We start from the raw sequence: 22,494 nt of genomic DNA, 5'->3' as shown, positions 1-22,494 counted from the left end.
TGATGTGACTACCTACTCGAGTCGTCCTCGCCGCAAGGGCTGGGCGCGTTGGCTGATGCTGGCGCTGCTCGTCGTCCCCGTCATCGAGGTGTTCATCATCATCAAGATGGGGCAGACGATCGGCGGATGGCCGACGTTCGGCCTCCTCGTCCTGTGGTCCGCGCTGGGTGCGTGGATCGTCAAGCGTGAGTCGGGTCGTGCCTTCGGGGCGCTGCGCCAGGCGTTCGGTTCCGGACGGATGCCTGCGCGAGAACTCTCGGACGCTGCCCTCATCCTCGTCGGCGGCACGCTGCTGCTCGCACCGGGTTTCTTCACCGACTTCCTCGGCCTGTTCTTCCTCCTGCCGTTCACGCGTCCGTTCACGCGCAAGCTGCTCGAGAAGGTCGTGGCCGCCAAGCTCCTCGGCTCGGTCCAGGTGGCGAGCTTCGGCCCCGGCGGCTTCTCTGCCACCCGCGGGTTCGGCGGGCCGGATCCGCTGAGCCGGCCGTACCCGACCTCGGACAGCTTCGGCGGTTACGGGTCGACCTCCTCGACGCACACCTCGTCGCGTCGGCGCACTCGATCTGCGTCCGACGACGTCGTCGAGGGCGAGATCATCGACTGACGCGCTCACGCGCCACACACGAAGGCCGTCACCCTCTCGGGGTGACCGGCCTTCGTGGTGGACGAGCGCGGCTCGTCAGGACTTCTTCTTGCGCGGCTTCTCGCCACGCGACTCGCGCAGGAGCGTCAGACGCTCGTCCAGCAGCTCCTCCAGCTCGGGAACGGAACGACGCTCGAGGAGCATGTCCCAGTGCGTACGGGCCGGCTTGACGGGCTTGCGCTCCGGCTCGGGGCCGTCGATGAGCTTGGCCTCGAGGCCGCAACGGCACTCCCAGAGCGCCGGCACGTCGGCCTCGACGGAGAAGGGCAGTTCCACGACGTGCCCCTGCTCGCAACGGTAGCTGACCATCTGACGCTCGCTGAAGGCGATGCCCTCGTCCGTCTCGAGAGAGAGGGTGCTGAGGTTGGTACCTCGCAGAGAACGTTCGGCCATGGATGTCTCCCAACTTCACACGTACAGCGCGTCTGTTTGGTGAGAGCGCTCACCGCGCTGCTTCACGCAGAACAACGCCACAGACGTGACAAATGTTCCATCTGTCATCGTATGGCCTCAAGCGGCCCGCGACCAAAGCGTCAGCCCTGGCCAGCGCGCGCCATGCCGCGCTCGACGTCGACGCGGGAGAGCAGGTAGGCGCCGAGAGCGAAGAACATGACGAGCGCGATGATCGACAGACGGTAGGAACCGGTGAGCTGGTGGACGAGGCCGAACGTCAGGGTGCCGAACCAACTCGTGCCGCGTTCCATGGCCTGGTAGAGGCTGAAGTACTCCGACTCTCGCCCGAGCGGTACGAGCTTGCTGTAGACCGAACGGCTGAGCGCCTGCGAACCACCGAGCACGATGCCGATGCCGACGCCGAGGCACAGCCACAGCGCGAACTGCTTCTCGGGCAGGAAGAACGCGACGGCGATGACGAGGGTCCACAGGCCGAGCGAGAGCAGGATGGCCTTCTTGGCGCCCATCACGGCCGCGAGGCGGCCGAACAACAGGGCGCCGAGGAACGCCACGAACTGCACGAGCAGGATCGTCACGATGAGCTGGCTGTCGCCGAAGCCGAGCTCCTCCTTGCCGTACAGGCTGGCCGAGACGATGACCGTCTGGATGCCGTCGTTGAAGAAGAGGTAGGCGAGGAGGAATACGAGGGTGTCGGGGTAGTGCTTGAGTTCACGGAACGTGCTCGTGAGCTGACGCAGGCTGCCGCGCACGGTTCCGGCGTCACTCGCCGCCGCGGGGCGTTCGGGGTGGCGTACGTCCTTGAGCCCGAGCACGGGGATGAGCGTGAAGATCGCCCACCACAGGCCCGCGCTGAGGAGGCTCACGCGGACGGCTTCGCCCGTGCTGAGGCCGATCTTGTCGTGCAGCGTGACAACGGCCAGGTTGGCCGCGAGGAGCAAGCCACCGCCCAGGTAGCCCAGAGCCCAACCGCGCGAACTGACACGGTCACGTTCCGACTCGTCGCTGATCCGCACGAGCAGGCCGTCGTAGACGACGAGGGAGGCACCGAGGCACTGGTTGGCGATGATGAGGAGCACCACGCCGAGCTGCCAGTTCGTACCGGTGACGAAGAACATCGCCGACGCCGCGGCTGCGCCCACCCAGGCGAACGCACCGAGCAGGCGCGAGGGGCGCTGTACCCGGTCGGCGATGGCGCCGACGAGAAGCAGGAGGACGGCGCTCAGGATCGTCGAGACGGTGATCGTGTACGGCGCGAGCGAGCCGGGGGAGACCGGGATGCCGAGCACCGAGAGATTCGCGTGACATGCGACGTCCGTGGGCTGATCAGGGCAGGCCGCCGCTTTGGCGACGGACGTGAGATAGGGCGAGAACAGCACCGTCGACGTCGTCGTGACGAAGGCCGAGTTGGCCCAGTCGTACCAGTACCAGCTGCGTTGGCGACGGGCGCGCGTGGCGGCGTCGGGCGCGAGAGGCGAGGCGGCTGCGGTGTTCACGGGTGAAGCGTGTCACATCCGCGGCTCGTGCGGACGTGACTGTCCCCAACCCGCATTGGCGGTGGGGAAAGCGACCGCCCCGGGGCACCGTTCGGCGTCTCGGGGCGGAGCGTGTCAGCTGCTCATCGCTGCTTGTCGATGAAGCGGTCAGCGGCGCCGGTGGCCTTGTCGATCTTGGCCGTGTGCTTGCGGCCCGTCTTGGAGTCGACGAACGAACCGGCGCGCTGCGTCGCCTGACGCACCTTCTCCGGGTTCTGTCGCACGTACTTGCGGCCCTGGGCGATCGCCTGGGTCAGGAGGTTGATCTTCATGGCCTGAATCCTAGTCGAGGGGTCTCGACGCGCCCGGGAGCAGAAGGGCCGCAAGGTCGTCGGCCGAATCGACGACGGCGGCGGCGCCCGCGTCACGCAGTTCGTCGGGTGCGGCGTAACCCCACGAGACGCCGATCGTCGCGATGCCGTGCTTCGCGGCGCCCTCGACGTCGTGCAGGCGGTCACCGACCATGACGACGTCCGCATCCGGTTCGCGCTGCAGGTGGGCCAGGGCTCGAGCGATGACGTCGGCCTTGGTGTCGCGGGGGTTCGTCACGTCGGCGCCGAAGACGCCCTCGAGGCCGCCTGCAAGGTGCGGCGAGAGGCCGAAGTGCTCGACGATTCGTCGCGCCGTCGCCTGTGGTTTCGAGGTGGCCACGGCCACGGTCGTCCCGGCGTCCGCGAGCCCGGCGAGCACGTCACGGATGCCGGGGTAGAGCTCGTTTTCGAACAGCCGGCCTGCCTCGTAGTCGCTGCGGTAGGTGGTGACGACCTCGTCCACGCGTTCGGGTGGCAGACCGATTCCTTCGAGCGAGACGCGAAACGGCGGCCCGACGAAGGAGTTGAGGACGTCGTCGCGCGGCACCTCCAGACCGTGGTGCGTCAGGGCGGTCCGCATCGAGGAGGTGATGCCCGGCGCCGAGTCGGACAGCGTGCCGTCCAGGTCGAACAGCACGAGGCTCACTCGGGTTCCGGGGCTCCAGCGCGTCATGCGCCCATCCTCACAAACACGCCCCGTGCACGACGAAACGGCCGCCTCACCCGAGGATGCGACGGCCGTTTCGTGCGAGCAGAGGGTCAGACGCGCGCGTACTTCGACCGTGCCGCCGAGTACACGGCGAAGGCCACGAACCCGATGCCGATGACGGCCACCATGACGGAGCCGAGCGGCTTGTCGAGCAGCGACTTCAGCGCCGTGTCGAGGCCGCCCGTGTCCTTCGGGTCGTGCGTGATGGCGCCGTTGACGAAGAACACGCCCGTGAGGACGAGGGCCAGGCCCTTGAGCGAGTACCCGATGACGCCCGACCACTCGGCCCACTTGCCCGGGTTCTTCTGCAGGTCCTCGAAGAACTTCTTCTTGACGCCCTTGACGACGTGGTAGATGCCGACTCCGACGATCACCGCGCCGGCCAGGCCCACGAGGATGACTCCGGCGGTGTTCTCCATGAGCTTGCCGGTCATCGAGGCGTTCTGCTGCTTGCTCGAACTGCTCTGGCCGCGCGCGAGCGTCATGATGCACATGCCCGAGAGCACGGCGTACGTGCCCGCTTTGGCCGCGGCCTTGAGCCGCGTCTTCGCCTCGTGGAAGGAGAGGCACGCCTCGCCGATCTGCCAGAACGCGAGCGCCGCCCAGCCGAACGCGCCGATGCCGAGCAGGACCTTGCCCCAGGTGTTCTCGGTCAGCATCCCCAGGGCGCCGCCCTGGTCGGCGGAGCCACCTCCGCCCGTGGCCAGACGGACGGCGACGATGCCGATGAGCAGATGCATGACGGCGTTGGCCGCGTAGCCGATACGTGCCGCGCGCTCCACCCACGGGTGGTTGGCGGCGTCGTTGATCGCCTCCTGTGTGTCATCGGCGATGTCGGGCTTCTTGTCGCCCATGCGCTGAGCTGAAGTGTTCACGACATCTCCTCGGTCATGGCCAGGGTGAGCACCTCGGCCTTGGGCAGCCCGGCGAGCTCCGCAGCGTCCACGATGATCTTGGCGCCGCGCACGCCGCCGCCGACGAGCACCTCGCCGCGTTCGACGACCCGCTCGTCGATGAGGAGCTTCCAGTCGCTCGGCAGGCCGACGGGCGTGATGCCGCCGCGCACCATGCCGCTTTCGACCTCCGTCTCGCTTTGGTCGGCGAACGAGATCTTGCGCGCCCCGAGGTGGCGACGCACGACGCCGTTGATGTCGGCCTTGTCGGTGGCCAACACGAGGACGGCGGCCGTCGTCTTCGTCTCCCCGCGCCGGCCCGTCACGACGACACAGTTGGCGCTCGCGGCAGGGTCGACGTCGTAGGCGTCACAGAACGCAGCGGTGTCGGCCAGGTGCGGGTCGATGATCGCGACGCGCGCGCTCGGCACCGTGTTCACCGCGTCGGCAACGGGTTTCGCTACGTCGTCGAGGCGCTCGGCGAGGGGCGCCCACGAGAGGTTTCCTTCGAGTGATGGCATGAGCGGATGCTACGACGGATGCGGCCTTCGAGGGTTGAGGTCGACAGCGGCCCGCACGCATGCGCGTCAGGTCGCGTCCTCAAGGGTGAGTTCTCGACGTGAGGTGAACACGCGAGTGCGACCGTCGAGGGGATCGACGAACTCGAGGCGTCGCGCCAACAGCTGCAGGGGAGTGGAGTAGTCGTCGATGTCGACGGCGAGCTCGCGGGGGTAGAGCGGGTCGCCGCAGATCGGTACGCCGAGTCCGCTCATGTGAACGCGCAGTTGGTGGGTGCGACCGGTGCTCGGCTCGAGCCGGTAAAGGCCGACCTGGCGGGCGCGAGCGTCGTCATCGCCGTCCGCCGTGACAACGCGTCGCTCCTCGAGGTGGACGTCGGTGATGGCGTTGATGGCTGCGCCCTCCACCTCGTACGCCTGCGCGGTGCCGTGGTCCTTGCGGATGTGTGATTCGACGCGACGCGGCAGCTCGAGGTCGTCACGCAGGGGAGCGAGCGCCTCGTACGTCTTCACCGGGACGCGGGCTTCGAACATGCGCTGGTAGGGAGCTCGCCAACGCTGTTCGGTGGTGAGGACGAGTACGCCCGCCGTCAGCCGGTCGAGGCGGTGGGCCGGCCCGAGTTCGGGCAGGCCGAGCATCTCGCGCGCCTTGACGACGACCGACTGGGTGACGTGGCGACCACGGGGGATCGAGGCCATGAAGTGCGGCTTGTCGACGACGACGATCCGCTCGTCGACATGCAGGACGTCGAGCTCGAACGGAAGCTCCGGCTCGGGCCGCAGGTCACGGTGGAAGTGCACGAACGTGTGGGGACGGTAGATCTCGTCACCGTTCCAGGGGCGTCCGTCGTCGTCGACGAAACGCCCGTCGGCGAGCATCGCGTCGACGTCGACCTCTGCGGGCAGCTTGTGGCGCAGGAAGTCACGCATCGATGCCCACGGCATCGGGTTCGCGGGGTCGCGATCCGGCGTGCGCACCCACGCGGCGCGCAGCCCGTGACGCATGGGCAGCGGGGAGTGCGTTGGCATGGTGGGTGACTCAGCTCCGCTCCGCGGCAGCGGCGAGTGCGGCCAGGCCCTTGTCGAAGTCCTTCTCCACCTTCTTGTTCATGCGGAACACCGTGAAGAAGATCTTCTGCGCGACGCTCTGCGGACCGGTCATCGTCCAGCTGACGTCCGTGCCGCCGTCGGCGCTCGGACGAAGGTCGAAGACGGTCGTGTTGTCCGACGAGAACGGCTCGGTGAACGTCAGCGCGACGGTGATGCGCTGCGGCGTCGACTCGGTGATCTTCATGTGCCCGGAGCCGGCCTTCTTGTTGCCCTTCCAGGCGTAGCGGCTGCCGACCCCCTGCTCGGGGCCCTCGTATGTACGGGTCATGTTGTCGTCGAGTCCCTCCCACGGCGACCACTGCGGCCAGTTGCGGAAGTCGTCGATGAGAGCGTGGATCTGCGACGGTGCGGCGCTCGTGTGACGCGCGCGGCTCACCTTGAATTCACCCATGCGCACAGGGTAGGCGGATGCGGAGCAGAACCCGCCACGGCGCAGTCCGCCGGACTACCGTGTCGAGCACGGCTCTCATCAACGCACTCACCGGCAACGCCTCGCTCATGAAGGAGGAGAAGGCGCGCGAGCAGTACGGGCCGTGGCTGCTCGAGAACGAGCGCCTCGAGGGCGCTTTCGAACTCGTTCTCGACTCGTTCTGCCTGACGAATCTGCGCCTCATCGCCCTCGACCGGGAGGGGCCGGTCAACCCGAAGGTCGACGCGCGTTCCATCCCGCTCGCGTCGATCGTCGACGTGACTGCTCGGACGGCAGGCATCGGCATCGACGACTCGGATCTCACGATCACCTACATCACGTCGCCCCGGCTGCGAGCACACACGGTGGAGTACAGCACCATGACCTTCACCTTCAACAAGAGCTTCGACATTGCGGGGCTGTACCGCCACCTCATGACGATCGCGCAGCGCAACTACGCGTCGCTCAACGACGCCTGACGCCTACGCTGGACCGATGCCCGCACGAGCCGATCTCATTCCTGACGCCTTCCGCGCTCGTGTCGCGGGACGCCCGGCGGACGCCGAGGGGGGAGTCGACGGCAACGCGTGGCTCGCGTCACTGCCGCGTCTGCTCGACGAGTGCCTGTCGACGTGGAAGGCACAGCCCGACGGCCCGGCCGCCTTCGGCGAGTGTGCGCTCGTCGTCCCGGTCAGGGTCGGCAAGGAGCGCGCGGCGTTGAAGGTGACGTGGCCCCACGCGGAGGCTCGTCACGAGCACCTCGCACTGCGCGCGTGGCGGGGCACGGGCGCCGTCCGGATGAGAGCGGCCGATCCCGCGCGGTGGGCCTTGCTTCTCGAGCGCTGCGAGCCTGCCGTGCGCCTTCACGAGATGTCGGCTCTCGACGCCTGCGAGATGATCGGACTCATCCACGCCCGGCTCACCCACCCGGCGTTGCCACAACTCGACACAGCGAGCGCGTGGTGTGCCCGCATCCGGGAGCGCCTCGAGTCGTCACCGCCGCCGATGCCGCGTCGGTTCGTGCAGCAGGGCATCGCGCTGGCCCGCGACCTGCCGCAGTCCGAGCGAATCGACGCCACGCTCGTGCACTCCGACCTCCACGACGACAACGTCATGCAGACCCGGCGGGCGGGCACGGTGGACGGGTTCGTCGCCATCGACCCCAAACCCCTCGCGGGAGAGCCGGCGCTCGCCGTCGCACCGCTTCTGTGGAACCGCTGGGACGAGGCTGCCGGAGCGTACAACCTGCGCAACCACCTGCGTTTTCGCGTCGACTACGCCTGCGACCCCATGGGCGTCGCACCCGAACGTGCGCGCGCCTGGAGCATCCTGCGGCTCCTCGACAACGCGTGGTGGGATGCCCACGCAGCGCTCCGGCCCGGAGCTGCGGCTCCTGACCTGACGAAGGCCGTGTCGATCATCAAGGCGATGCAGGGCTGACGGCGTTCTCCACCTCCGCGGTCGGTACGTGGGCCACGGCTTCAGTCTCGGGAAGGCTGTGCCAGTGCAGAGCGGGAACGGGCACGACGCACCGGGCCGGACGATGGTCGCCGAGCCACGCGCGGTACATGGCGTCAACGCGTGGCCACAGTTCGACGTCGGTGACGTAGACGCGCACCTGCGCCAAGGCGTCGCGTGGTGCACCTGCCGCCGCGAGCACCCGGTCGAGGTTGGTGAAGACAAGTTCGGCTTGCCCCTCAAGGTCCAGGTCAGTGCGCGGGGTGCCTGTCTCGTCGAGGGGGAGTTGACCCGACAGGAAGAGCAGGTCGCCGACGCGGGCGGCATGGGAGTAGTGCCCCTTCGGCGTCGGCAGATCGACGCCGCTCATCCGCCGAACACCTCCACCATCCGGGCGGCGGACTTGTGACCCGAACCGAAGAGGGATGTCGTAGGGGCCTGCGTTCTGACCGGGTCCGCCGAACCACGTCATCGTCTCCGCAACGCATCCCTTCGCGGCGAAGAGGCGCGCACGGGCGTCATCGAGACGGCCGCTCGAGCCGGCGACCGTGAGCACACCCACGCCATTGGGCACGTGCGGCCGAATCCGAAAGCCGGTGCCGTCCGAGAAGGGTTCACGCGTCGCTTGGTGGCCCATGGTTCGACGGTAACCGAGGGCACCGCCCGGACTTTCCTGATTTTGTCATCACGACCCGGCTCGCTTCTCTACCTTCGTGCCTATGGGAATCTTCCAAGGCCTCGCAGGCAACATGCAGCAGATGGACCCGCAGCAAGCACAGGCGGAGTACGCGCCGTGGCTGTTGCCGGGTGAGCAGATCCACAACGCGTTCAGGATGCTGCGTGACGGTTTCTGCATCACGAATCTCCGCATCATCACGCTCGACCACCAGGGTGCGACGGGCAAGAAGACGCGAGTGAAGTCGATTGCCCTCAACACGATCGTCGACGTGACCGCCGAGACCGCCGGCGGCGGGATGGACGACTCGGAGATCACGATCACCTTCGTCACGACACCGAGGCTTCGTTCCCACAACCTTGCCTACGACTCCTACCGGTTCGAGTTCCCCAAGAACTTCGACCTGCCCGGGCTGTACCGCTACCTCATGGGAGTGGCACAGGAGAACGTCCGCTTCATCAATCAGGACTGAGTCGGCCTCCGCGGCACGTCGTCGCGGGAAGAAGGTTCACCGTCAGGTCGGGACAGGAGTGCGGATGTGACTGCGGCGCCGGGCAACCGAGGATTAGTGTCGGGGTTCCTGTCGTCACGCCCGTGATCCGGCGGGGGAGAGGTGGCAGCACATGAGATCGGCTCGACGCGTGTGGGGGTTCGTGGCTGCGCTGGCCTGGTTCGGGGTGGCACTCGACGTGACGTTGTCCGCAACCGACAACTACTCGCACGCAGAAATCGCAGCACACGCCTACGGGAACAACCCGACAGGTGCGGCCGGCGCTCTGCCGCGCGTGGTCGACACCCTGAGCTACTTCACGGTGTGGTCGAACGTCGTCGTGGCCCTCGCGTTCACGCTGCTCGCGTTGCAGGTAGGGCGAGCCACCGCGACGTCGGGGGACAGACCGACCGGGGACCGCTTCTCGCGCCTGGCTCGCGTGCTCCTGCTCGACGCGCTCGTCATGATCACCGTGACCGCGATCGTCTACCAGGTCGTTCTCGCGCCGGACGCGAATCCGACCGGCGTCGCTGTTGTCACGAACTTCCTCGAGCATCAGGCGGTTCCGGTGCTGTCGGTGCTCGCGTGGCTCGTCGTCGGGCCACGGCGTGCCTTCGACCGCCGGACGTTCAGCCTGTTCCTCGTCGTGCCGGTCGTGTGGGTGGTCTACATGCTCGTTCGCGGCGCGTTCATCGAGGCGTACCCCTATCCCTTCGTCAACGTGTCGACGAACGGATACGCCTCGGTGGCGGTGGCGTTGTGCGCGATTCTGGCGTTCGGCCTCGCTCTGGCAGCGCTCTACACCGGGCTGGACAAGGTGCTCAGCCGGCGGCGCTGACCGTCGGCAACTATCTCGATCGTCTATTCAATTTTAGGGGAGTCACGCCGCCCGGGTTGGGGCGTAGGTTGGCTCCATGAGCACTCAGGACATCGACAAGGAAACGCTGAAGGCGGATCTCGTCAAGCACCTCAAGGAACAGGCGGAAGCGAACAGCGAAGCCGTCGCGTTGGAGAGCCACGAGGCGCAGGCCACGGAGACCGACGAGGTCGACGTCGACGATATCTCGCACGAGGACGAAGCCGGCGACCTGCACGCGATGTACCAGGAGACCGACGACCGCCAGCAGGAGCTGATCACGACGGCCGAGAACCTCGACGTGTCCGCAAAGGAGACTGTCGAGCCAGGCGCCGTGGTGAGCTTCGGCGACGAGGTCTACCTGGTGGGCGTCGCCGTGAGCGAGTTCGAATCACAAGGCCGTAGCTTCTCGGGCATCTCGACGGACGCACCGATCTACGACGGCATCAGCGGCAAGCGCGCAGGCGACACGTTCGATCTGAACGGCACGACGCAGTCGATCACGTCGGTGCAGTAACGCCACGCAGAAGGGGGCTGACGAAGCAGGTGCGCAAGCACGCGTCGTCAGCCCCTTACGACGCTCCCGTCAGTTGCCGATAATATACATTATGTAAAGTTGAGTTGAGGAAGCCCTCTTCCACCCGAGGCTCTGTTGTTGTCGCTCATAAAAGACTGCCATTTTCTCACTCAACTTCTCCTGTTACCTTTTGATGGTTCACTCTCACGATTCATCGCCACTAGATCGAGGGACCATGGGTAAGACCTTCGTAGCCGCCAGTGACGAGACGATGTGCATGATCCGCACAGCGGACGGTGAGCGACTCGTAACTCCCCTCGGGCCCGATTTAGCCAGGGTGGCCGTTGAGCACGCTCGTCCCATACGGGAAGTCATCTCGTACAAGCAGAAGCGCTCATTTGAGGGCGATTATTGGTCCGCGACGCTGGGGTGCCTCGTTCACCACGAATCAGGGCTCGAGAAGAGGTTCGCGGTCGAGGCTGACTTCCGCCGGGAGGTGGTCGCGTACTCATGGCAGCCGCTCATCTTCTCCTGGCCGCGAGGAACGCCCGGACGACGTGACCACGTCCCAGACTTCTTCTGCCGACTCGATAACGGTGACGGTCTCGTCGTTGACGTCAAGTCCGCCGATCACACTGAAGCTGCCGCAGATCAGTTCGCCCTCACCCGCACAGCCTGCGAAACCGTTGGATGGCAGTACGAGGTGTTCTCAGGTTGGGAACCCCAGCGGGCATTCAACATGGAACACCTGTGCACCTACCGGCGCACGCGCTTCATTCCCACTCCCCCAGTGCGTGACGCAGCGCTAACGGCGTTCGACGGTGGCGCGTCATTCAACCTCGGGATGAGGCGTCTGATGCGGGAGGCCGCGCTACCCGAACACGAAGCGCGCATGCACCTCTACAACATGATGTGGCACCAGCAGCTTACGTTTGACCTCGAGCAGCCGCTACGCAGCAGCACCATAGTCACGGCGCAGAACCCATGAAATCTGTCAGGTTGTACGACTTCATTCTCTTCGACGCCCAGGCCTGGCAGGTCGTCGGCGTGGATGGCCCGAGAGCCGCGTTGAAAAGCCAAGCGAGTGGGCGCATCCGCCACGTCGCGCTCACCGAGCTACTCGCCGATGACTCCTTCCAGCCAGAGACCCCGGACCGCTTGCCAACCCTCGACGATGTGCGCTTTTTGGAGAACGTCCCCCAGCAGGTCGCAGAGGATGCCCGCTGGCTCCAGAGGCACATCGTGGAAATCATCCGCGGTGTGCCACCCATCGACGACACCCCCCAGGAGACTATCCCGAATCCGGCCTACGCCGACGACGTCCCCCGCCACCGCCGCATTGAAGCCAAAGTAGCCGAGCTCGCCTCAACGGCACGACCCCTAAAGGAGCGGCAACTTCGGCAATACGTGAAGGCATATGAACGCGATGGCGTGGCCGCCCTCGTCGACAAGCGCAAGTTGCGCGACAAGCGGCCCGGTCTCCGACAAGATCCGCGCATCATGACGCTGCTACACGCGTACGTCGCCGACCAAACGGAGACGTCTACCGGAACCCGTAAACGCGCATTGGATCATCTGAAGTACCAGGCCCGGCTTGAGGGCATCACGGTTCCTTCCGACGCGACCCTCTACCGCCTCCTGTCCCAAGTGGAAGGTGACCTGCACCCATTTGGCAACGCCACGACCAGACGAACCCGCGCCAACCGGCCGAACCAGCCCTTCAGCAGGCGCCGGGCCACGCTCCCAGGCCAACTCGTTGAAATCGACTCGACCCCACTCGACCTCGCCATCGTGTACCCAGACGGAAGCACCGGGCGCCCAGAGCTGTCCGCAATGATCGACGTAGCCACCGGGACCATTTGCGGCGCCATCCTCGTGCCCGAGGGAACGAAGGGAGTGGAACTCGGTACTCAATTGTTGGCGCGCTCTCTGACCCCACTTCCCATGCAGCCCGGATGGGACGACGCCCTCTCTCTCGCGCGATCCACCCTGCCCGTCGAAATGATGGTTCCCGACCCCGAACTGAGAGCGGGGATCGCCGCCCGCCCCCTCATCTACCCCGAAACGATCACGATCGACCGGGGAAAGAACTACATGAGTGAGGTTTTCAGGAACGCATGCGAACGCCTCGAAATCGGTCTAACGCTAGCCTCTCCGGGCACGCCCACAGATAAGCCACACATCGAACGGTTCATGCGAGCAGTCGAGGAGCAGTTCACGCAGTACCTCAACGGATACACCGGTCGAGATGTCGCCAACCGTGGCCGCGACGTCGAACGAAGGGCCCGATGGGCTCTCCACGAGGTTCAATCACTTCTCGACCAGTGGCTCGTCACCGTCTGGCAGAACCAACCGAAGGACCGCCTGCGACACCCCGCCGTTCCCAAGCGGGCGCTGACACCCAATCAGATGTACACGGCACTGTCGGGGGTCGCGCCGACAGCCACGAGGGCTCTCACCCGCGACGACTACATCAGTATGCTCCCGATGAAAATGCGAACCGTCCAGCACTCCGGAATTAATCTGGACGCGATGTCGTACAACTCCCCTGCCCTCAACCCCTACCGCAAACAACCATCCGGATTGTCGAACACCGACAAGTGGGAGGTGCGCTACGACCCTTCTCGCATGAACGTCATCTTCTTGCGTGACCACCGCAAGCCGTCTGGCGAGCAGTGGATTGAGGTGCCGTGGATCTTGCACACCGACGCCGTCCCAGCGTTCTCGGAGAGCGTGGCCAAGGTGGCTGTCAGACTCGCGAAGGAAGCATCCCGGGGCCAAGAAGCACCGTCAAACCTTGTACTCGACCACATCATGCGCATTCAGTCCGGACTGAACCTATCGACAGCGACGGAACGTAAGGCCAGGCGACGGAACAGCCAGCCGAACGTTCCGGAGGTAGCCCTCGCACCTGAGGCGCGGACACCTGTCCCCCGGAATGGCGACGCTAGCGCCCCCACACCGGAAGAAGAGCCTGACGCCGAGGACCAGACGAAGCAACGCGAACGAGTGCGCCGCGCCGAGTACTGAGGAGCCACCATGAGCGACATCCAACTGACTAGCGCACCAATCACACTCGACCAATGGCGACGCTTCATGGCATATGAGCCGGTGATCGTCGACGCCCTTAGTCCAGAGCAAGTTGAACGGCTTACACACGAAGAAGCTGAGCGTTACCTTGAGCGTCGCGCCGCCGCTATCAACAGCCACGACGTGCTCCTCACGCCCGACTTGGATCGCCTTGAACGTCAATTCAGGGTTCATCGGCTCGGCGCGCACGGCCCCCAGTTCGGGCCCCGCCAGAGCATGGCGGTCTCGGGAGCCCAGCGCCTGGGCAAGAGCACCGCAGCCCTCCATCTCGGCAAGCTCCACGAAATCACCGAGCGAAAGAAGACGGGCCGTGCCGGCACGGACTTCGCACCGACCCTCTACCTGTCGACACCCCCCGGGGCTACGCCCAAGACCCTCATGAGTGCATTCGCCGCCGCACTGAACCTCCCGGTGCACGTACGTGACACCACCGAGACATCACCGCTCAGGTCGTTGACGTCGGGCCCTACCCCCGGATCTTGGACACGGGGTGTGATGACGCAGCAGGTCGCAGCGTAGCGGTGTAGCCGGTCTCGAAGGCGACCGGCGAGGTGTAGCGACACCACGAGTGGCGTCGCTTGGTGTTGTAGCGGACGAGCCATCTGAAGACCTGCCGACGGCAGGTCAGCTCGTCACTCCAGCAGGCGGCGTCTTGGAGGACCTCACGCTTACTCGTGGCGTTGAACGACTCTGCGAGGGCGTTGTCCGCGCTGGATCCGACGGCGCCCATGGACTGGGTCACGCCGAGCTTGCGGCAGAGCGTGGCGTAGGCCTTCGAGCAGTAGACCGACCCGTGGTCGCTGTGGAACACAGCGCCCTTGAGGCTGCCCCGGGTCGCGGCGGCGGCCTTGAGGGCGTCCTCGACGAGTTCGGTGCGCATGTGGTCGGCGATGGCCCACCCGGCCAGCCGACGGGAGTAGCAGTCGATCACGGTCGCCAAGTACAGGTTCGTCCCGTCGGCCAGCGGCAGGTAGGTGATGTCGCCGACATAGCGCTCGTTGGGGCGCTCGGCGGTGAAGTCACGCTTGAGCAGGTCGGGGTACTTCTGCCCCGACGGCTCGGGGATCGTGGTGCGGACCCGGCGCTTCTTCATGTAGCCGCGGATGCCCTCAAAGCGCATCACCCTCGCGACACGCTTGTGGTTGACCCGCTCACCGGCAGCCGCGCTGTCGCCGAGTTGAGCGTTGAGCTCGGCGGTGATCCGCGGCGCGCCCTGAGTGTTGTCCTCGGCATGGACCGCTCTGATCCGCTCAGCCAGCGCTGCGTCGTCAGCTGCTCTGGCTTCGCGGGCCGGCGCGGCCTTGAGCCAGGCGTAGTAGGACGAGCGCTCGATCTCGACGAGCTCGCACAGTCGCTTCACCTCGAAGGTGGCGGAGTTGTCGGCGACGAACTGGAAGCGACTCACCAGCGCGTCTCCCCGGCGAAATACTTGGCCGCCCGCTGCAGGATCTCCCGCTCGGTCGTGAGCTTGGTGGTCTCCGCTCGCAACGCCGCGTTCTCGGCCTCGAGCCGGGCGATCCTCTGCTCCGGCGTCTCGTCCGTCGGTGCCGACGAGCTCGCGGCGGACGTCTTGGCTTGCAGCGGGCTGGAGGTCAACGTCCCGTCAGCGGCGGTCTTCTTGCCGGTCCCGTAGGCCTCGAGCCAGTGCCGCAGGGTGCCGCGGACGATGCCGAGGTCCTCGGCGATGCCGCGGACCGTGGCGCCCGGGGTGGACTCGTACAAGTCGACGGCCTGACGACGGAACTCTTCGGAGTAGTTCTTCCTGGCCATGGTTCTTCGATCATCTCGCTTCCCCAGCACCAGGTGCTGGATTCAGCGTGTCCAAGAACCGGGGTCAGGCCCCGTCTTGCCAGCCTCAGCACCAGTCTCATCATCGTTGACGAGGTGCAAAACCTCCGCACACGAGCCCAATCCGGCCTGGACGCAGCGTCAGCACTCAAGGCCTTCATGGACCGCGTGCCAGCGCTATTCCTATTTGTCGGAGTCGACCTTCCGGACTCTGACCTGTTCGCGGGCCCTATGAGCGCCCAAATGCAAGGGCGCGTGACCATGCACTACCTCAAGCCCATGAGCAGAGGCACCCAAGAGGACCGTGACGAGTGGGATTCGCTCATCGACCTCCTTGAGGAGTCATTGCCTTTGATGAGCCAGCCCGCCGGCCACCTGTCGAGTCAAGCGAGCGAGTTCCTGCACGCCGCAACAGGCGGCAGCATCGGCTCCCTGCGCACCCTCGTGCGCATGGCAGCGCTCGGCGCCCTCATCGACGGCAAAGAAACCATCGGCTTACGCGAGGTCAAGACAGCTCACCGCGACTACCGCGCGGAACTGGCCGCCAAGGAGGAACACCTCACACAGACCCGCCAACACAGCCCAGGTCGACCCGACGCCCGATCGAGCGCGTGATACCCACTCAAGTGACCAGCTCAGAGAGCGCCGATGCCGCGCCAAACGTGCTTCCGCCACCCGCCACGAAGCCACTACCAGTACCGGTCCGCTGCTTCCACGGCGAAAGTATCCGTTCATACGTTCGCCGACTCGAGGCCGCAAACGGATACGCTGCCGGTCGCCTCCTCTACACGCTTCAATCCCGTGGCATCCTCTCAAAATCCTCCCCCTACTCCCCTGCCGCCGTTCCGACCTGGCGTGCACTCGGCTCGCTCGACCGCCGCTGCTTCACCACACCACGACTCGTAAACGGCAACTGGGTACGCGATCGTCGATTGTGCCTCGCATGTTGCAACGGAGAGTCGGCCACCGGGGCCTTGCCGAAGGCCGGCTTAGTGTGTCTACGCCATCAACGATGGATCTCCTGGGACGAGGATGTGATGCCCAGATGCACCAACCTCGCCCTAGCCGCAGAGCGGCAATTCCGGCGGCACCTCGTCCCCACAGGGACGACCTTCGATGCGCCGCTGATGGTGCTAGCCCTCGAGGTCGCCGCCATCGCTGTCTCCCCTGCGAGCCTCGAAGAACCCGCCTTGACGACACACCCCTACTTGTACGCGGGATTGTCGCATCCGGCGATCCGCCTATACCCCCTCCAAGTGCCGATCGCTCGACAGATCCACCGCGCGTCGAGTTGAGTCCCTGATAGTGGTGTAGCGCGGTCGCCGGGTTCGTCGTCGTGATGGACATCGACGCGGCCACCGCGTGATCCTTCGAGTTCACCTTCCACAGATCTCTCGAACGGAACCACACGATGACCGCTCCACATATTGTCGACCCTGCTGGCCTGCTCAGCGAAGCCCTTACCGATGCCAGTCCGGACCTGATGCGGTCGTTGCTGCAGTCGCTCATCAACGCGTTGCTCTCGGCCGACGCTGACGCTGTGGTTGGTGCCGAGTGGGGTCGTCCCTCGCCGGACCGGACGGCCCAGCGCAACGGCTACCGGCACCGCGATCTGGACACCAGGGTCGGCACGATCGATGTTGCGATCCCGTAACTGCGTTCGGGAACCTACTTCCCCGACTGGCTCCTGGAGCGCAGGAAGCGAGCCGAGTCCGCACTGATCACCGTGGTCGCGGACTGCTACCTCGCCGGCGTCTCGACCCGGCGGATGGACAAGCTGGTCAAGACGCTCGGCATCGACTCGCTGTCGAAGTCCCAGGTGAGCCGGATGGCTGCCGATCTGGACCAGATCGTTGCTGAGTTCCGCCACCGTCCATTGGGTGAGGCGGGGCCGTTCACGTTCGTCGCCGCTGACGCGCTCACGATGAAGGTCCGCGAAGGCGGCCGAGTCGTCTCGGCCGTCGTGTTGGTCGCGACCGGCGTGAACGCTGACGGCAGGCGTGAGGTCCTCGGACTCCAAGTCGCCACGAGTGAGACCGGACCGGCCTGGAACACGTTCCTGGCCGACCTCGTCGCCCGCGGGCTGACCGGAGTCCGACTCGTCACCAGCGACGCCCACCCCGGGTTGAAGGACGCGATCGCCGCGAACCTGCCCGGAGCGGCTTGGCAGCGTTGCCGCACCCACTACGCCGCGAACCTGATGTCCGTGACACCCAAGAACATGTGGCCCGCGGTCAAAGCAATGCTCCACAGCGTCTATGACCAGCCAGACGCCCCAGCAGTGGCTGCCCAGTTCGACCGGCTCATCGACTACGTCGACGACCGCCTGCCCGACGTCGCCGAACACCTCGGAGCAGCTCGTGAAGACATCCTTGCCTTCACCGGCTTCCCCGAAGGGCTCTGGCAGCAGATCTGGTCCAACAACCCGAACGAGCGGTTGAACCGCGAGATCCGCCGCCGCACCGACAGCGTCGGCATCTTCCCCACCCGCGACGCGATCACGCGCCTCGTCGGAGCCGTGCTCGCCGAGCAGACCGACGAATGGGCCGAAGGCCGCCGCTACCTCGGCTTGGACATCCTCGCCAAGTCCCGCCTCACCATCGTCACCAACGACGACACCCTCGAGAAGGAGGAACTGCCCGCACTCACCGCCTGACCCACGAAAGATCACGCAGCGCTACACCACTCCCGGGGACTTGACCCAACGTCTCCGGTCAGTACATCTAAGCCTGCCGGGTCACCCGAGGGATGGCCTCGAGGGCCGTGGGGCGACAGGCCGCCTCCGGTAGGCGTCTGGTCCCCTTCATTGCATTAGTACGGGATGGGGTACACCCCGCCCTCGGCAAGTGTGCATGCACAACGCCCACCCCAAATGCAGGCTGCAGCACGGTGTGGACGGTGCACAAACCTTCCTTTGAGCTACGGGGGGCAACGCGTTCCCTCCCCCCGCCTGCCGCGTGGTCTTGCCAGAGCGCCCTCCACGCGCGTCAAGGAAATTCAATGGGTCGGCCGGACAAGGTCGGGGACATCAGGAAGTCGGCGCATGGTTGCTTCGTACAAGGGAACTGCGGGCCACTGTGTCACCGGTGTAGCGACCTTCATCGAACTGGCATCCATGTCTCGGAGCTCCGCAGCGCAGGCATTCACGATCTCGCGTCCGTACCCTCGACCGCGCTGGTCGCGGTCGACTCCGAGGGGTTCGATCAGCCCTGGGCGTCCGGGACCAGCAGACCAGACTGCGGCGGTAGCCACCGGAACATCGTCGGCATACAAAACGATGAATCTGCCGTGACGGAACGCTGGTCCTACCGCCATTTCGTGCCACTTCTTCACAGTGAGAGTCGAACGCTCCCATGCTGCAAGATGAGCCCTCACGATGTCATGGACCACGGCGTCCGGCACCCCTTCGGCAGCGGATCCGTCAACCACGGCTTTCCGCACTGGATGGCTGGGAGTGGGGTGCGAGAGATCTGATGTGAAGCAGGCCCAACCATCCCCGTCGGTCCACCCTCGATCTCGCAGGACCTGCTGCAACGCGGAGCCAAAACGCACTTCAGCGCTTGCCGGTTCTTGGGGGAGGAGATCGCGCCCATCGAGATCGTCAGCGATGCGTGTAGCAATCGTCTCATCGTCGCCCACCGTCGGCGAGACCGCCAACCGGATGACTGAGGCGTCGGTGTCGGTGTCGAGCATGCCGATCGCGATGGGATCGCCGTTGTGACTCCAGAGGCGCAGCACTTTCGCAGCGGAGGCTGCGCCGTCCCTCATGTTCCACCCCAGGTCGCCTGGATGCAGCTGTGCGGGTCCGGCGTCATCGCCCTGGAAGGTTTCCATAGCTGCGATGACTCTCGGAAGATCCCCGACCAGGGGAGTCGTTAGTTCGACTGACACCGGCTCACTATGACGCGGAAGCGATATGACCGCAAACCATTTACGTGCGGCGTGTAGCCAAAACGGTCGTTTCTGCTACATCGCAGCTCGAGGCGGTTTTGCACGTAGTTGAGCTACCGAATCGTGTAGCACAACTACGTGCAAAACTAGATGTAGCAAAACGGTCACCTTAATGATCGTTTATGCACCGCGGGCCAGGGTCAGCCCTTTGGCGGGTGCGGATCGTTCCCATAGGAGTTGCGCTCTCCGATGGTGCCGTCCATCTTCTTGATGATGTGTTCAGCTCCTCGGTCCTTGGCCATCTCGCGCCCCACGCTCTGAGCGGCCGCCTTGGTCTCGTGCGTGTTGCTGGCGCGGCTGTTCCCCTGGGGCCGGTTCTTCCACTGGCCGCCTTCGTAGTAGGTCTCGATGCTGTTCGCCATGTCGTTTCACCCCCTCTCCACCCTCGTCCTGCAATCAGCATGAAGGAGTTGAGGCACCTTAGGGTGGGTGCGGCCTTACGGAGTTATGCACTGTGGCTCAAACGACCGTTTTGGCTACACCTGCGGCTGGAGGAAACGATCTTCGGCGGGTATGCCTGCTCTCGATACCTTGGTCGCCCCAGCCCGTGAGTCTCTTGCCCGCGAGGCGCAAGGATCGGCGCTCAAGTGGAGTTGTCCAAGGGGCCTTGGTTCGGTTTCAACGGACCGTCTAGAAACCGGGCCGTGCAAACTGCTGAAGCAGCACCCAAAATAGGATAGCCTAACAGCACCATAAAGCCGCCTAGGACGCCGCAAATAAAAGGCGCCAAGAAAAGGATTAGCGATATCGGGAGTGGCAGGCCTCGCCAGTCACGTTGATTTCTGCTAATAAAGAAGTTTGTTATGAAAATAGTTAATCCAGTGAATGTGAAACGTTTCAGAACGTCCGAAATATCAGGAGCATCGCTAAGACCTATATAGAAGGGCAGGCAGTACGCACACCATACTAAGGTGGGTGCGAGAGCAACGCATGCTGCTCTCGCACCCACCGTGCGTGGCCTGTGTGAGCGAGTCACTCGGCCCCTGCGTCGAACGTGGCGACCTCACACAGAAATCCCGTGAGACAGGCAGGGTTTGCATAGTCCCGCTTATAGATATGTGTGGGGGCCACTGCCTTGTTTGGCATATCAACAGTCGCCACTATCTCGTGATTAGGCATAAGTCGGTGTTTTCCGCTGATCCAAACCCCCCCGTAACTGTACATGCTCAACCGGTAAGAAATTCCGATCGAGTTTGTGTTCACTGTCACACCCAGTGGGCGGGAGGGGCCGCAGAAAGGATTGGCAGAGTCTACGGAGGCATCAAAATCGACGTACTCGCCGTTCCATGCACTGAGCTGCTTGATTCGCATCCCGGACGTGGATGCGGTCTGTTCTTCGATGAGTGTACCGACGGGGGTATAAGCGTGACTCTTGCCCACCTGATTCGATGTCACGATGCCGCCAGGCGCTGTCGAGCCCCAGTTCCAGTCAACAGCGATTGCTTGTTGCGTGCGGAAGCTGGCGTAAGGGTTTGTGCTGTACCCTCGGTTATCGCCGCCATATTTGTTCGGGGACTTGTACTTGCAGACAAAACCACCCAGTACTGTCGACGGAGCATCTATGAATCTTTGAGGTATAAACGTTCGGTACCAGATTTTCATATATTTCTTCTGGCCGCCAACGGGTGGTCCCACAGCGTACGTTTTTGATCCTACTTTTTGAGTTCCCGGCACGGCTACCGCCCAAATATCGTCACCGTCCTCGGACGTAACCGTGTACAATGATGGTTTGGCGTCTTTCGGTGACGGCTTTTCGATGAAACTGCCGCCGGTGACGTGGGCTATAAGCTTCCCATCCCTTTGAATCGAATATTTTGCCTTTCGGCCCTGATCGCCCCAAATAAGTTGGGTCCCCTGCTGGCCCTTAGCCCAAGTGACGCGCCCTTCTTTGTTTGGGTTTGATCTGGCACCCTTCGGTGTGATAAAACTATCATCCTGGGCCCTAGATAGATCGGGGTCGCGAGGATCATCTTTCAACGCCCTATTGGTGCCAGCATAATAGATCGAATCTTTCGTTACTTTATTCGTGGCCGCCAGCGACAGCTGCGCGAGGCTGTCGCCATGCGGAGCCGGTTTGTTTTGCGTTGTTGGAGCGCTGCCAACTCCAGCGCCCGCAGCTAGAAATGCTGCGGCCAAGAATGACGCTGTTGATTGCATGATTTCCCATTCGTTGCGCGGTCGTAGCCCCCACAGGGCGGCTGGTGCATATATGAAGGAAGAATACCACCACGGCGTGTTCGGCAGTTGTAGATAGTGGGGTCTCGTGGCGGGCGAGCCATTGGTCGATACGCCCGAGGGGTACCGACGTGAGGTTCCACGCGTCGAGGCCGACATGCAGCTGCAGGCACGCGTCTGCGGGGCCGCGAACGCGCCATGGGCGCGGCTGCCGGGTGCGGCCACGGACGCCTACGGGGCGTCGCGTTCGTGTGCCGGCGAAGAGTGGGGTGACGTCGATCAGGTGGTGGTGGTTCTGGCGCGGCACATGCTCACCGCTGCGTGTCACTCGGCGCGCGGCATTCATGCACCTCATCGCCGATCCCTCACCGATCCGGGACAGCTCCGCTGGTCCCGGCGAAGGTCAATCAAGGTGGCGGGACACACGAAGGACCGCCCTCAGAAGGATGGCCTCGGGCCTCCGTTGTCCGCCGTAGCTTCAGATTGACTGGAGTCGCTTGATGTTGGCGTCGAGAACCTCACCCTCGGGCTCAGTCACGAGATACCCGAGAGCTCGCAGCGTAGCGACAGCCTCGTCCGGCGCATCACGAACAACAGCCCGCGTCTGAATGCGCCGCCAGCGTTCGCGCCCCTGTGCGAGATGTTTGCGCCAACCATCAACGGCATCGACGCCGAACTCCTCGACCAGCATCTGCAACACGTCCTCCAGGGCTGGCCGGAATCTGGCTCCGCCGAGGGGAAAGTGCAGTTCATCCATCCGCGGGGGCGCACCATCCGCGCGACGCTTGGATCTCGTTGTACGCTTACCGGCTCGCGTCATCGCGTAAGCCAGGGCATCCCGATGGCCGTGGATTTGCGGCTCTTCACAGATGAGGGTGTAGTGGGCGCTGGCGCGTCGGTCCGGAGGTAGGTGTCGAGGTCTTCCGAAGATGGAGGTTCCTACACGCAGCCATC

24 protein-coding genes and 1 pseudogene are annotated in these 22,494 nt (G+C 64.7%); 11 read left to right on the top strand and 14 right to left on the bottom strand.

Features of this window, described 5'->3' with window-relative positions:
- Positions 1 to 4 precede the first annotated feature (4 nt).
- Positions 5 to 604 (top strand): FxsA family protein, encoded by a 600-nt coding sequence (locus D1832_RS01755; protein WP_240730118.1) that lies wholly within the window; start codon positions 5 to 7, stop codon positions 602 to 604.
- A gap of 75 nt (positions 605 to 679) precedes the next feature.
- Here the strand turns inward: D1832_RS01755 and D1832_RS01750 are convergent, their stop codons facing one another.
- From D1832_RS01750 to D1832_RS01715, 8 genes are all read right to left on the bottom strand, one after another.
- Complete coding sequence (locus D1832_RS01750; protein WP_047312847.1) at positions 680 to 1,036, bottom strand: RNA polymerase-binding protein RbpA; 357 nt, start codon at positions 1,034 to 1,036, stop codon at positions 680 to 682.
- Positions 1,037 to 1,176: 140 nt separating this feature from the next.
- Entirely contained in the window at positions 1,177 to 2,550 is a 1,374-nt protein-coding gene (locus D1832_RS01745) for an MFS transporter (RefSeq protein ID WP_047312848.1), read from the bottom strand.
- 122 nt (positions 2,551 to 2,672) lie between these two features.
- Positions 2,673 to 2,861 (bottom strand): antitoxin, encoded by a 189-nt coding sequence (locus D1832_RS01740; RefSeq protein ID WP_118912359.1) that lies wholly within the window; start codon positions 2,859 to 2,861, stop codon positions 2,673 to 2,675.
- A 10-nt stretch (positions 2,862 to 2,871) separates the two neighbouring features.
- On the bottom strand, positions 2,872 to 3,573 hold the full coding sequence (locus D1832_RS01735) for an HAD hydrolase-like protein (RefSeq protein ID WP_118912358.1): 702 nt from the start codon (positions 3,571 to 3,573) through the stop codon (positions 2,872 to 2,874).
- Positions 3,574 to 3,659: 86 nt separating this feature from the next.
- Positions 3,660 to 4,484: a DUF1206 domain-containing protein gene (locus D1832_RS01730; RefSeq protein WP_147362590.1), complete on the bottom strand. Its 825-nt coding sequence runs from the start codon at positions 4,482 to 4,484 to the stop codon at positions 3,660 to 3,662.
- Positions 4,481 to 5,023, bottom strand: coding sequence for a YbaK/EbsC family protein (locus tag D1832_RS01725; RefSeq protein WP_118912356.1), 543 nt, complete (start codon positions 5,021 to 5,023; stop codon positions 4,481 to 4,483). Before D1832_RS01725 ends, D1832_RS01730 begins: the two co-directional genes overlap by 4 nt.
- 66 nt (positions 5,024 to 5,089) lie before the next feature.
- The gene (locus D1832_RS01720) at positions 5,090 to 6,049 is read right to left on the bottom strand and encodes a pseudouridine synthase (protein WP_118912355.1); all 960 of its coding nucleotides are present in this window, start codon (positions 6,047 to 6,049) and stop codon (positions 5,090 to 5,092) included.
- A 10-nt stretch (positions 6,050 to 6,059) separates the two neighbouring features.
- On the bottom strand, positions 6,060 to 6,521 hold the full coding sequence (locus D1832_RS01715; protein WP_118912354.1) for an SRPBCC family protein: 462 nt from the start codon (positions 6,519 to 6,521) through the stop codon (positions 6,060 to 6,062).
- A 59-nt stretch (positions 6,522 to 6,580) separates the two neighbouring features.
- Between D1832_RS01715 and D1832_RS01710 the strand changes: the two genes are divergently transcribed.
- On the top strand, positions 6,581 to 7,018 hold the full coding sequence (locus tag D1832_RS01710; RefSeq protein ID WP_241510807.1) for a PH domain-containing protein: 438 nt from the start codon (positions 6,581 to 6,583) through the stop codon (positions 7,016 to 7,018).
- 16 nt (positions 7,019 to 7,034) lie between these two features.
- Positions 7,035 to 7,979 (top strand): aminoglycoside phosphotransferase family protein, encoded by a 945-nt coding sequence (locus D1832_RS01705; protein ID WP_118912352.1) that lies wholly within the window; start codon positions 7,035 to 7,037, stop codon positions 7,977 to 7,979.
- Here the strand turns inward: D1832_RS01705 and D1832_RS01700 are convergent.
- Positions 7,960 to 8,367, bottom strand: a complete 408-nt coding sequence (locus tag D1832_RS01700; RefSeq protein WP_118912550.1) for a RidA family protein — start codon at positions 8,365 to 8,367, stop codon at positions 7,960 to 7,962. The genes D1832_RS01705 and D1832_RS01700 overlap by 20 nt on opposite strands.
- A gap of 349 nt (positions 8,368 to 8,716) precedes the next feature.
- Between D1832_RS01700 and D1832_RS01695 the strand changes: the two genes are divergently transcribed.
- The 6 genes from D1832_RS01695 (at position 8,717) to D1832_RS15100 (ending at position 14,145) form a co-directional block, all read left to right on the top strand.
- On the top strand, positions 8,717 to 9,145 hold the full coding sequence (locus D1832_RS01695; protein WP_118912351.1) for a PH domain-containing protein: 429 nt from the start codon (positions 8,717 to 8,719) through the stop codon (positions 9,143 to 9,145).
- 151 nt (positions 9,146 to 9,296) lie between these two features.
- Positions 9,297 to 10,001 carry a Pr6Pr family membrane protein gene (locus D1832_RS01690; protein ID WP_147362589.1) on the top strand — a complete coding sequence of 235 codons (705 nt, stop codon included), beginning with the start codon at positions 9,297 to 9,299 and terminating at the stop codon, positions 9,999 to 10,001.
- A gap of 76 nt (positions 10,002 to 10,077) precedes the next feature.
- The gene (locus tag D1832_RS01685; RefSeq protein ID WP_118912349.1) at positions 10,078 to 10,536 is read left to right on the top strand and encodes a hypothetical protein; all 459 of its coding nucleotides are present in this window, start codon (positions 10,078 to 10,080) and stop codon (positions 10,534 to 10,536) included.
- Between the two features lie 235 nt (positions 10,537 to 10,771).
- Complete coding sequence (locus tag D1832_RS01680; RefSeq protein ID WP_182434616.1) at positions 10,772 to 11,524, top strand: TnsA-like heteromeric transposase endonuclease subunit; 753 nt, start codon at positions 10,772 to 10,774, stop codon at positions 11,522 to 11,524.
- A gap of 11 nt (positions 11,525 to 11,535) precedes the next feature.
- Entirely contained in the window at positions 11,536 to 13,566 is a 2,031-nt protein-coding gene (locus D1832_RS01675; RefSeq protein ID WP_182434615.1) for a Mu transposase C-terminal domain-containing protein, read from the top strand.
- A 9-nt stretch (positions 13,567 to 13,575) separates the two neighbouring features.
- Complete coding sequence (locus D1832_RS15100) at positions 13,576 to 14,145, top strand: TniB family NTP-binding protein (protein WP_147362588.1); 570 nt, start codon at positions 13,576 to 13,578, stop codon at positions 14,143 to 14,145.
- Here D1832_RS15100 and D1832_RS01670 read toward each other — a convergent pair.
- Positions 14,093 to 15,396 (bottom strand): IS3 family transposase gene (locus D1832_RS01670; RefSeq protein ID WP_415557091.1). Its coding sequence is split into 2 segments (ribosomal slippage): positions 14,093 to 15,048 and positions 15,048 to 15,396, totalling 1,305 coding nucleotides; the frame shifts between segments, so codons are not numbered across the junction. The genes D1832_RS15100 and D1832_RS01670 overlap by 53 nt on opposite strands.
- A 273-nt stretch (positions 15,397 to 15,669) precedes the next feature.
- On the opposite strand from D1832_RS01670, the gene D1832_RS15230 reads away from it, so the two are divergent.
- A complete protein-coding gene (locus D1832_RS15230; RefSeq protein ID WP_182434614.1) occupies positions 15,670 to 16,029 on the top strand; it encodes a hypothetical protein in 360 nt (119 codons plus the stop codon).
- A gap of 796 nt (positions 16,030 to 16,825) precedes the next feature.
- Positions 16,826 to 18,070: pseudogene (locus tag D1832_RS01655) on the top strand (IS256 family transposase).
- A gap of 341 nt (positions 18,071 to 18,411) precedes the next feature.
- Here D1832_RS01655 and D1832_RS01650 read toward each other — a convergent pair.
- From D1832_RS01650 to D1832_RS01640, 4 genes are all read right to left on the bottom strand, one after another.
- On the bottom strand, positions 18,412 to 19,248 hold the full coding sequence (locus tag D1832_RS01650) for a GNAT family N-acetyltransferase (protein WP_118912344.1): 837 nt from the start codon (positions 19,246 to 19,248) through the stop codon (positions 18,412 to 18,414).
- Between the two features lie 257 nt (positions 19,249 to 19,505).
- The gene (locus D1832_RS01645) at positions 19,506 to 19,727 is read right to left on the bottom strand and encodes a DUF2188 domain-containing protein (protein WP_118912343.1); all 222 of its coding nucleotides are present in this window, start codon (positions 19,725 to 19,727) and stop codon (positions 19,506 to 19,508) included.
- Positions 19,728 to 20,337: 610 nt separating this feature from the next.
- Entirely contained in the window at positions 20,338 to 21,501 is a 1,164-nt protein-coding gene (locus tag D1832_RS15095) for a hypothetical protein (protein WP_147362586.1), read from the bottom strand.
- A 517-nt stretch (positions 21,502 to 22,018) separates the two neighbouring features.
- A complete protein-coding gene (locus tag D1832_RS01640; RefSeq protein ID WP_118912342.1) occupies positions 22,019 to 22,297 on the bottom strand; it encodes a hypothetical protein in 279 nt (92 codons plus the stop codon).
- Positions 22,298 to 22,494 lie beyond the last annotated feature (197 nt).

Origin of the sequence: Dermacoccus abyssi (genome assembly GCF_003515945.1) — a bacterium.
Classification (GTDB): domain Bacteria; phylum Actinomycetota; class Actinomycetes; order Actinomycetales; family Dermatophilaceae; genus Dermacoccus; species Dermacoccus abyssi.
The sequence above is the reverse complement of the archived record's forward strand: the minus strand, read 5'-3'. Positions and strand labels throughout refer to the sequence as shown.

What these genes read in the sequence shown, in the direction of transcription:
- D1832_RS01700 (WP_118912550.1), bottom strand. Translation starts at nt 8,367, where the DNA reads ATGAGCGGCGTCGATCTGCCGACGCCGAAGGGGCACTACTCCCATGCC.
- D1832_RS01695 (WP_118912351.1), top strand. Translation starts at nt 8,717, where the DNA reads ATGGGAATCTTCCAAGGCCTCGCAGGCAACATGCAGCAGATGGACCCG.
- D1832_RS01735 (WP_118912358.1), bottom strand. Translation starts at nt 3,573, where the DNA reads ATGACGCGCTGGAGCCCCGGAACCCGAGTGAGCCTCGTGCTGTTCGAC.
- D1832_RS01715 (WP_118912354.1), bottom strand. Translation starts at nt 6,521, where the DNA reads ATGGGTGAATTCAAGGTGAGCCGCGCGCGTCACACGAGCGCCGCACCG.
- D1832_RS01650 (WP_118912344.1), bottom strand. Translation starts at nt 19,248, where the DNA reads ATGGAAACCTTCCAGGGCGATGACGCCGGACCCGCACAGCTGCATCCA.
- D1832_RS01690 (WP_147362589.1), top strand. Translation starts at nt 9,297, where the DNA reads ATGAGATCGGCTCGACGCGTGTGGGGGTTCGTGGCTGCGCTGGCCTGG.
- D1832_RS01740 (WP_118912359.1), bottom strand. Translation starts at nt 2,861, where the DNA reads ATGAAGATCAACCTCCTGACCCAGGCGATCGCCCAGGGCCGCAAGTAC.
- D1832_RS01640 (WP_118912342.1), bottom strand. Translation starts at nt 22,297, where the DNA reads ATGGATGAACTGCACTTTCCCCTCGGCGGAGCCAGATTCCGGCCAGCC.
- D1832_RS01680 (WP_182434616.1), top strand. Translation starts at nt 10,772, where the DNA reads ATGGGTAAGACCTTCGTAGCCGCCAGTGACGAGACGATGTGCATGATC.
- D1832_RS01750 (WP_047312847.1), bottom strand. Translation starts at nt 1,036, where the DNA reads ATGGCCGAACGTTCTCTGCGAGGTACCAACCTCAGCACCCTCTCTCTC.
- D1832_RS01720 (WP_118912355.1), bottom strand. Translation starts at nt 6,049, where the DNA reads ATGCCAACGCACTCCCCGCTGCCCATGCGTCACGGGCTGCGCGCCGCG.
- D1832_RS15100 (WP_147362588.1), top strand. Translation starts at nt 13,576, where the DNA reads ATGAGCGACATCCAACTGACTAGCGCACCAATCACACTCGACCAATGG.
- D1832_RS01645 (WP_118912343.1), bottom strand. Translation starts at nt 19,727, where the DNA reads ATGGCGAACAGCATCGAGACCTACTACGAAGGCGGCCAGTGGAAGAAC.
- D1832_RS01725 (WP_118912356.1), bottom strand. Translation starts at nt 5,023, where the DNA reads ATGCCATCACTCGAAGGAAACCTCTCGTGGGCGCCCCTCGCCGAGCGC.
- D1832_RS01705 (WP_118912352.1), top strand. Translation starts at nt 7,035, where the DNA reads ATGCCCGCACGAGCCGATCTCATTCCTGACGCCTTCCGCGCTCGTGTC.
- D1832_RS01685 (WP_118912349.1), top strand. Translation starts at nt 10,078, where the DNA reads ATGAGCACTCAGGACATCGACAAGGAAACGCTGAAGGCGGATCTCGTC.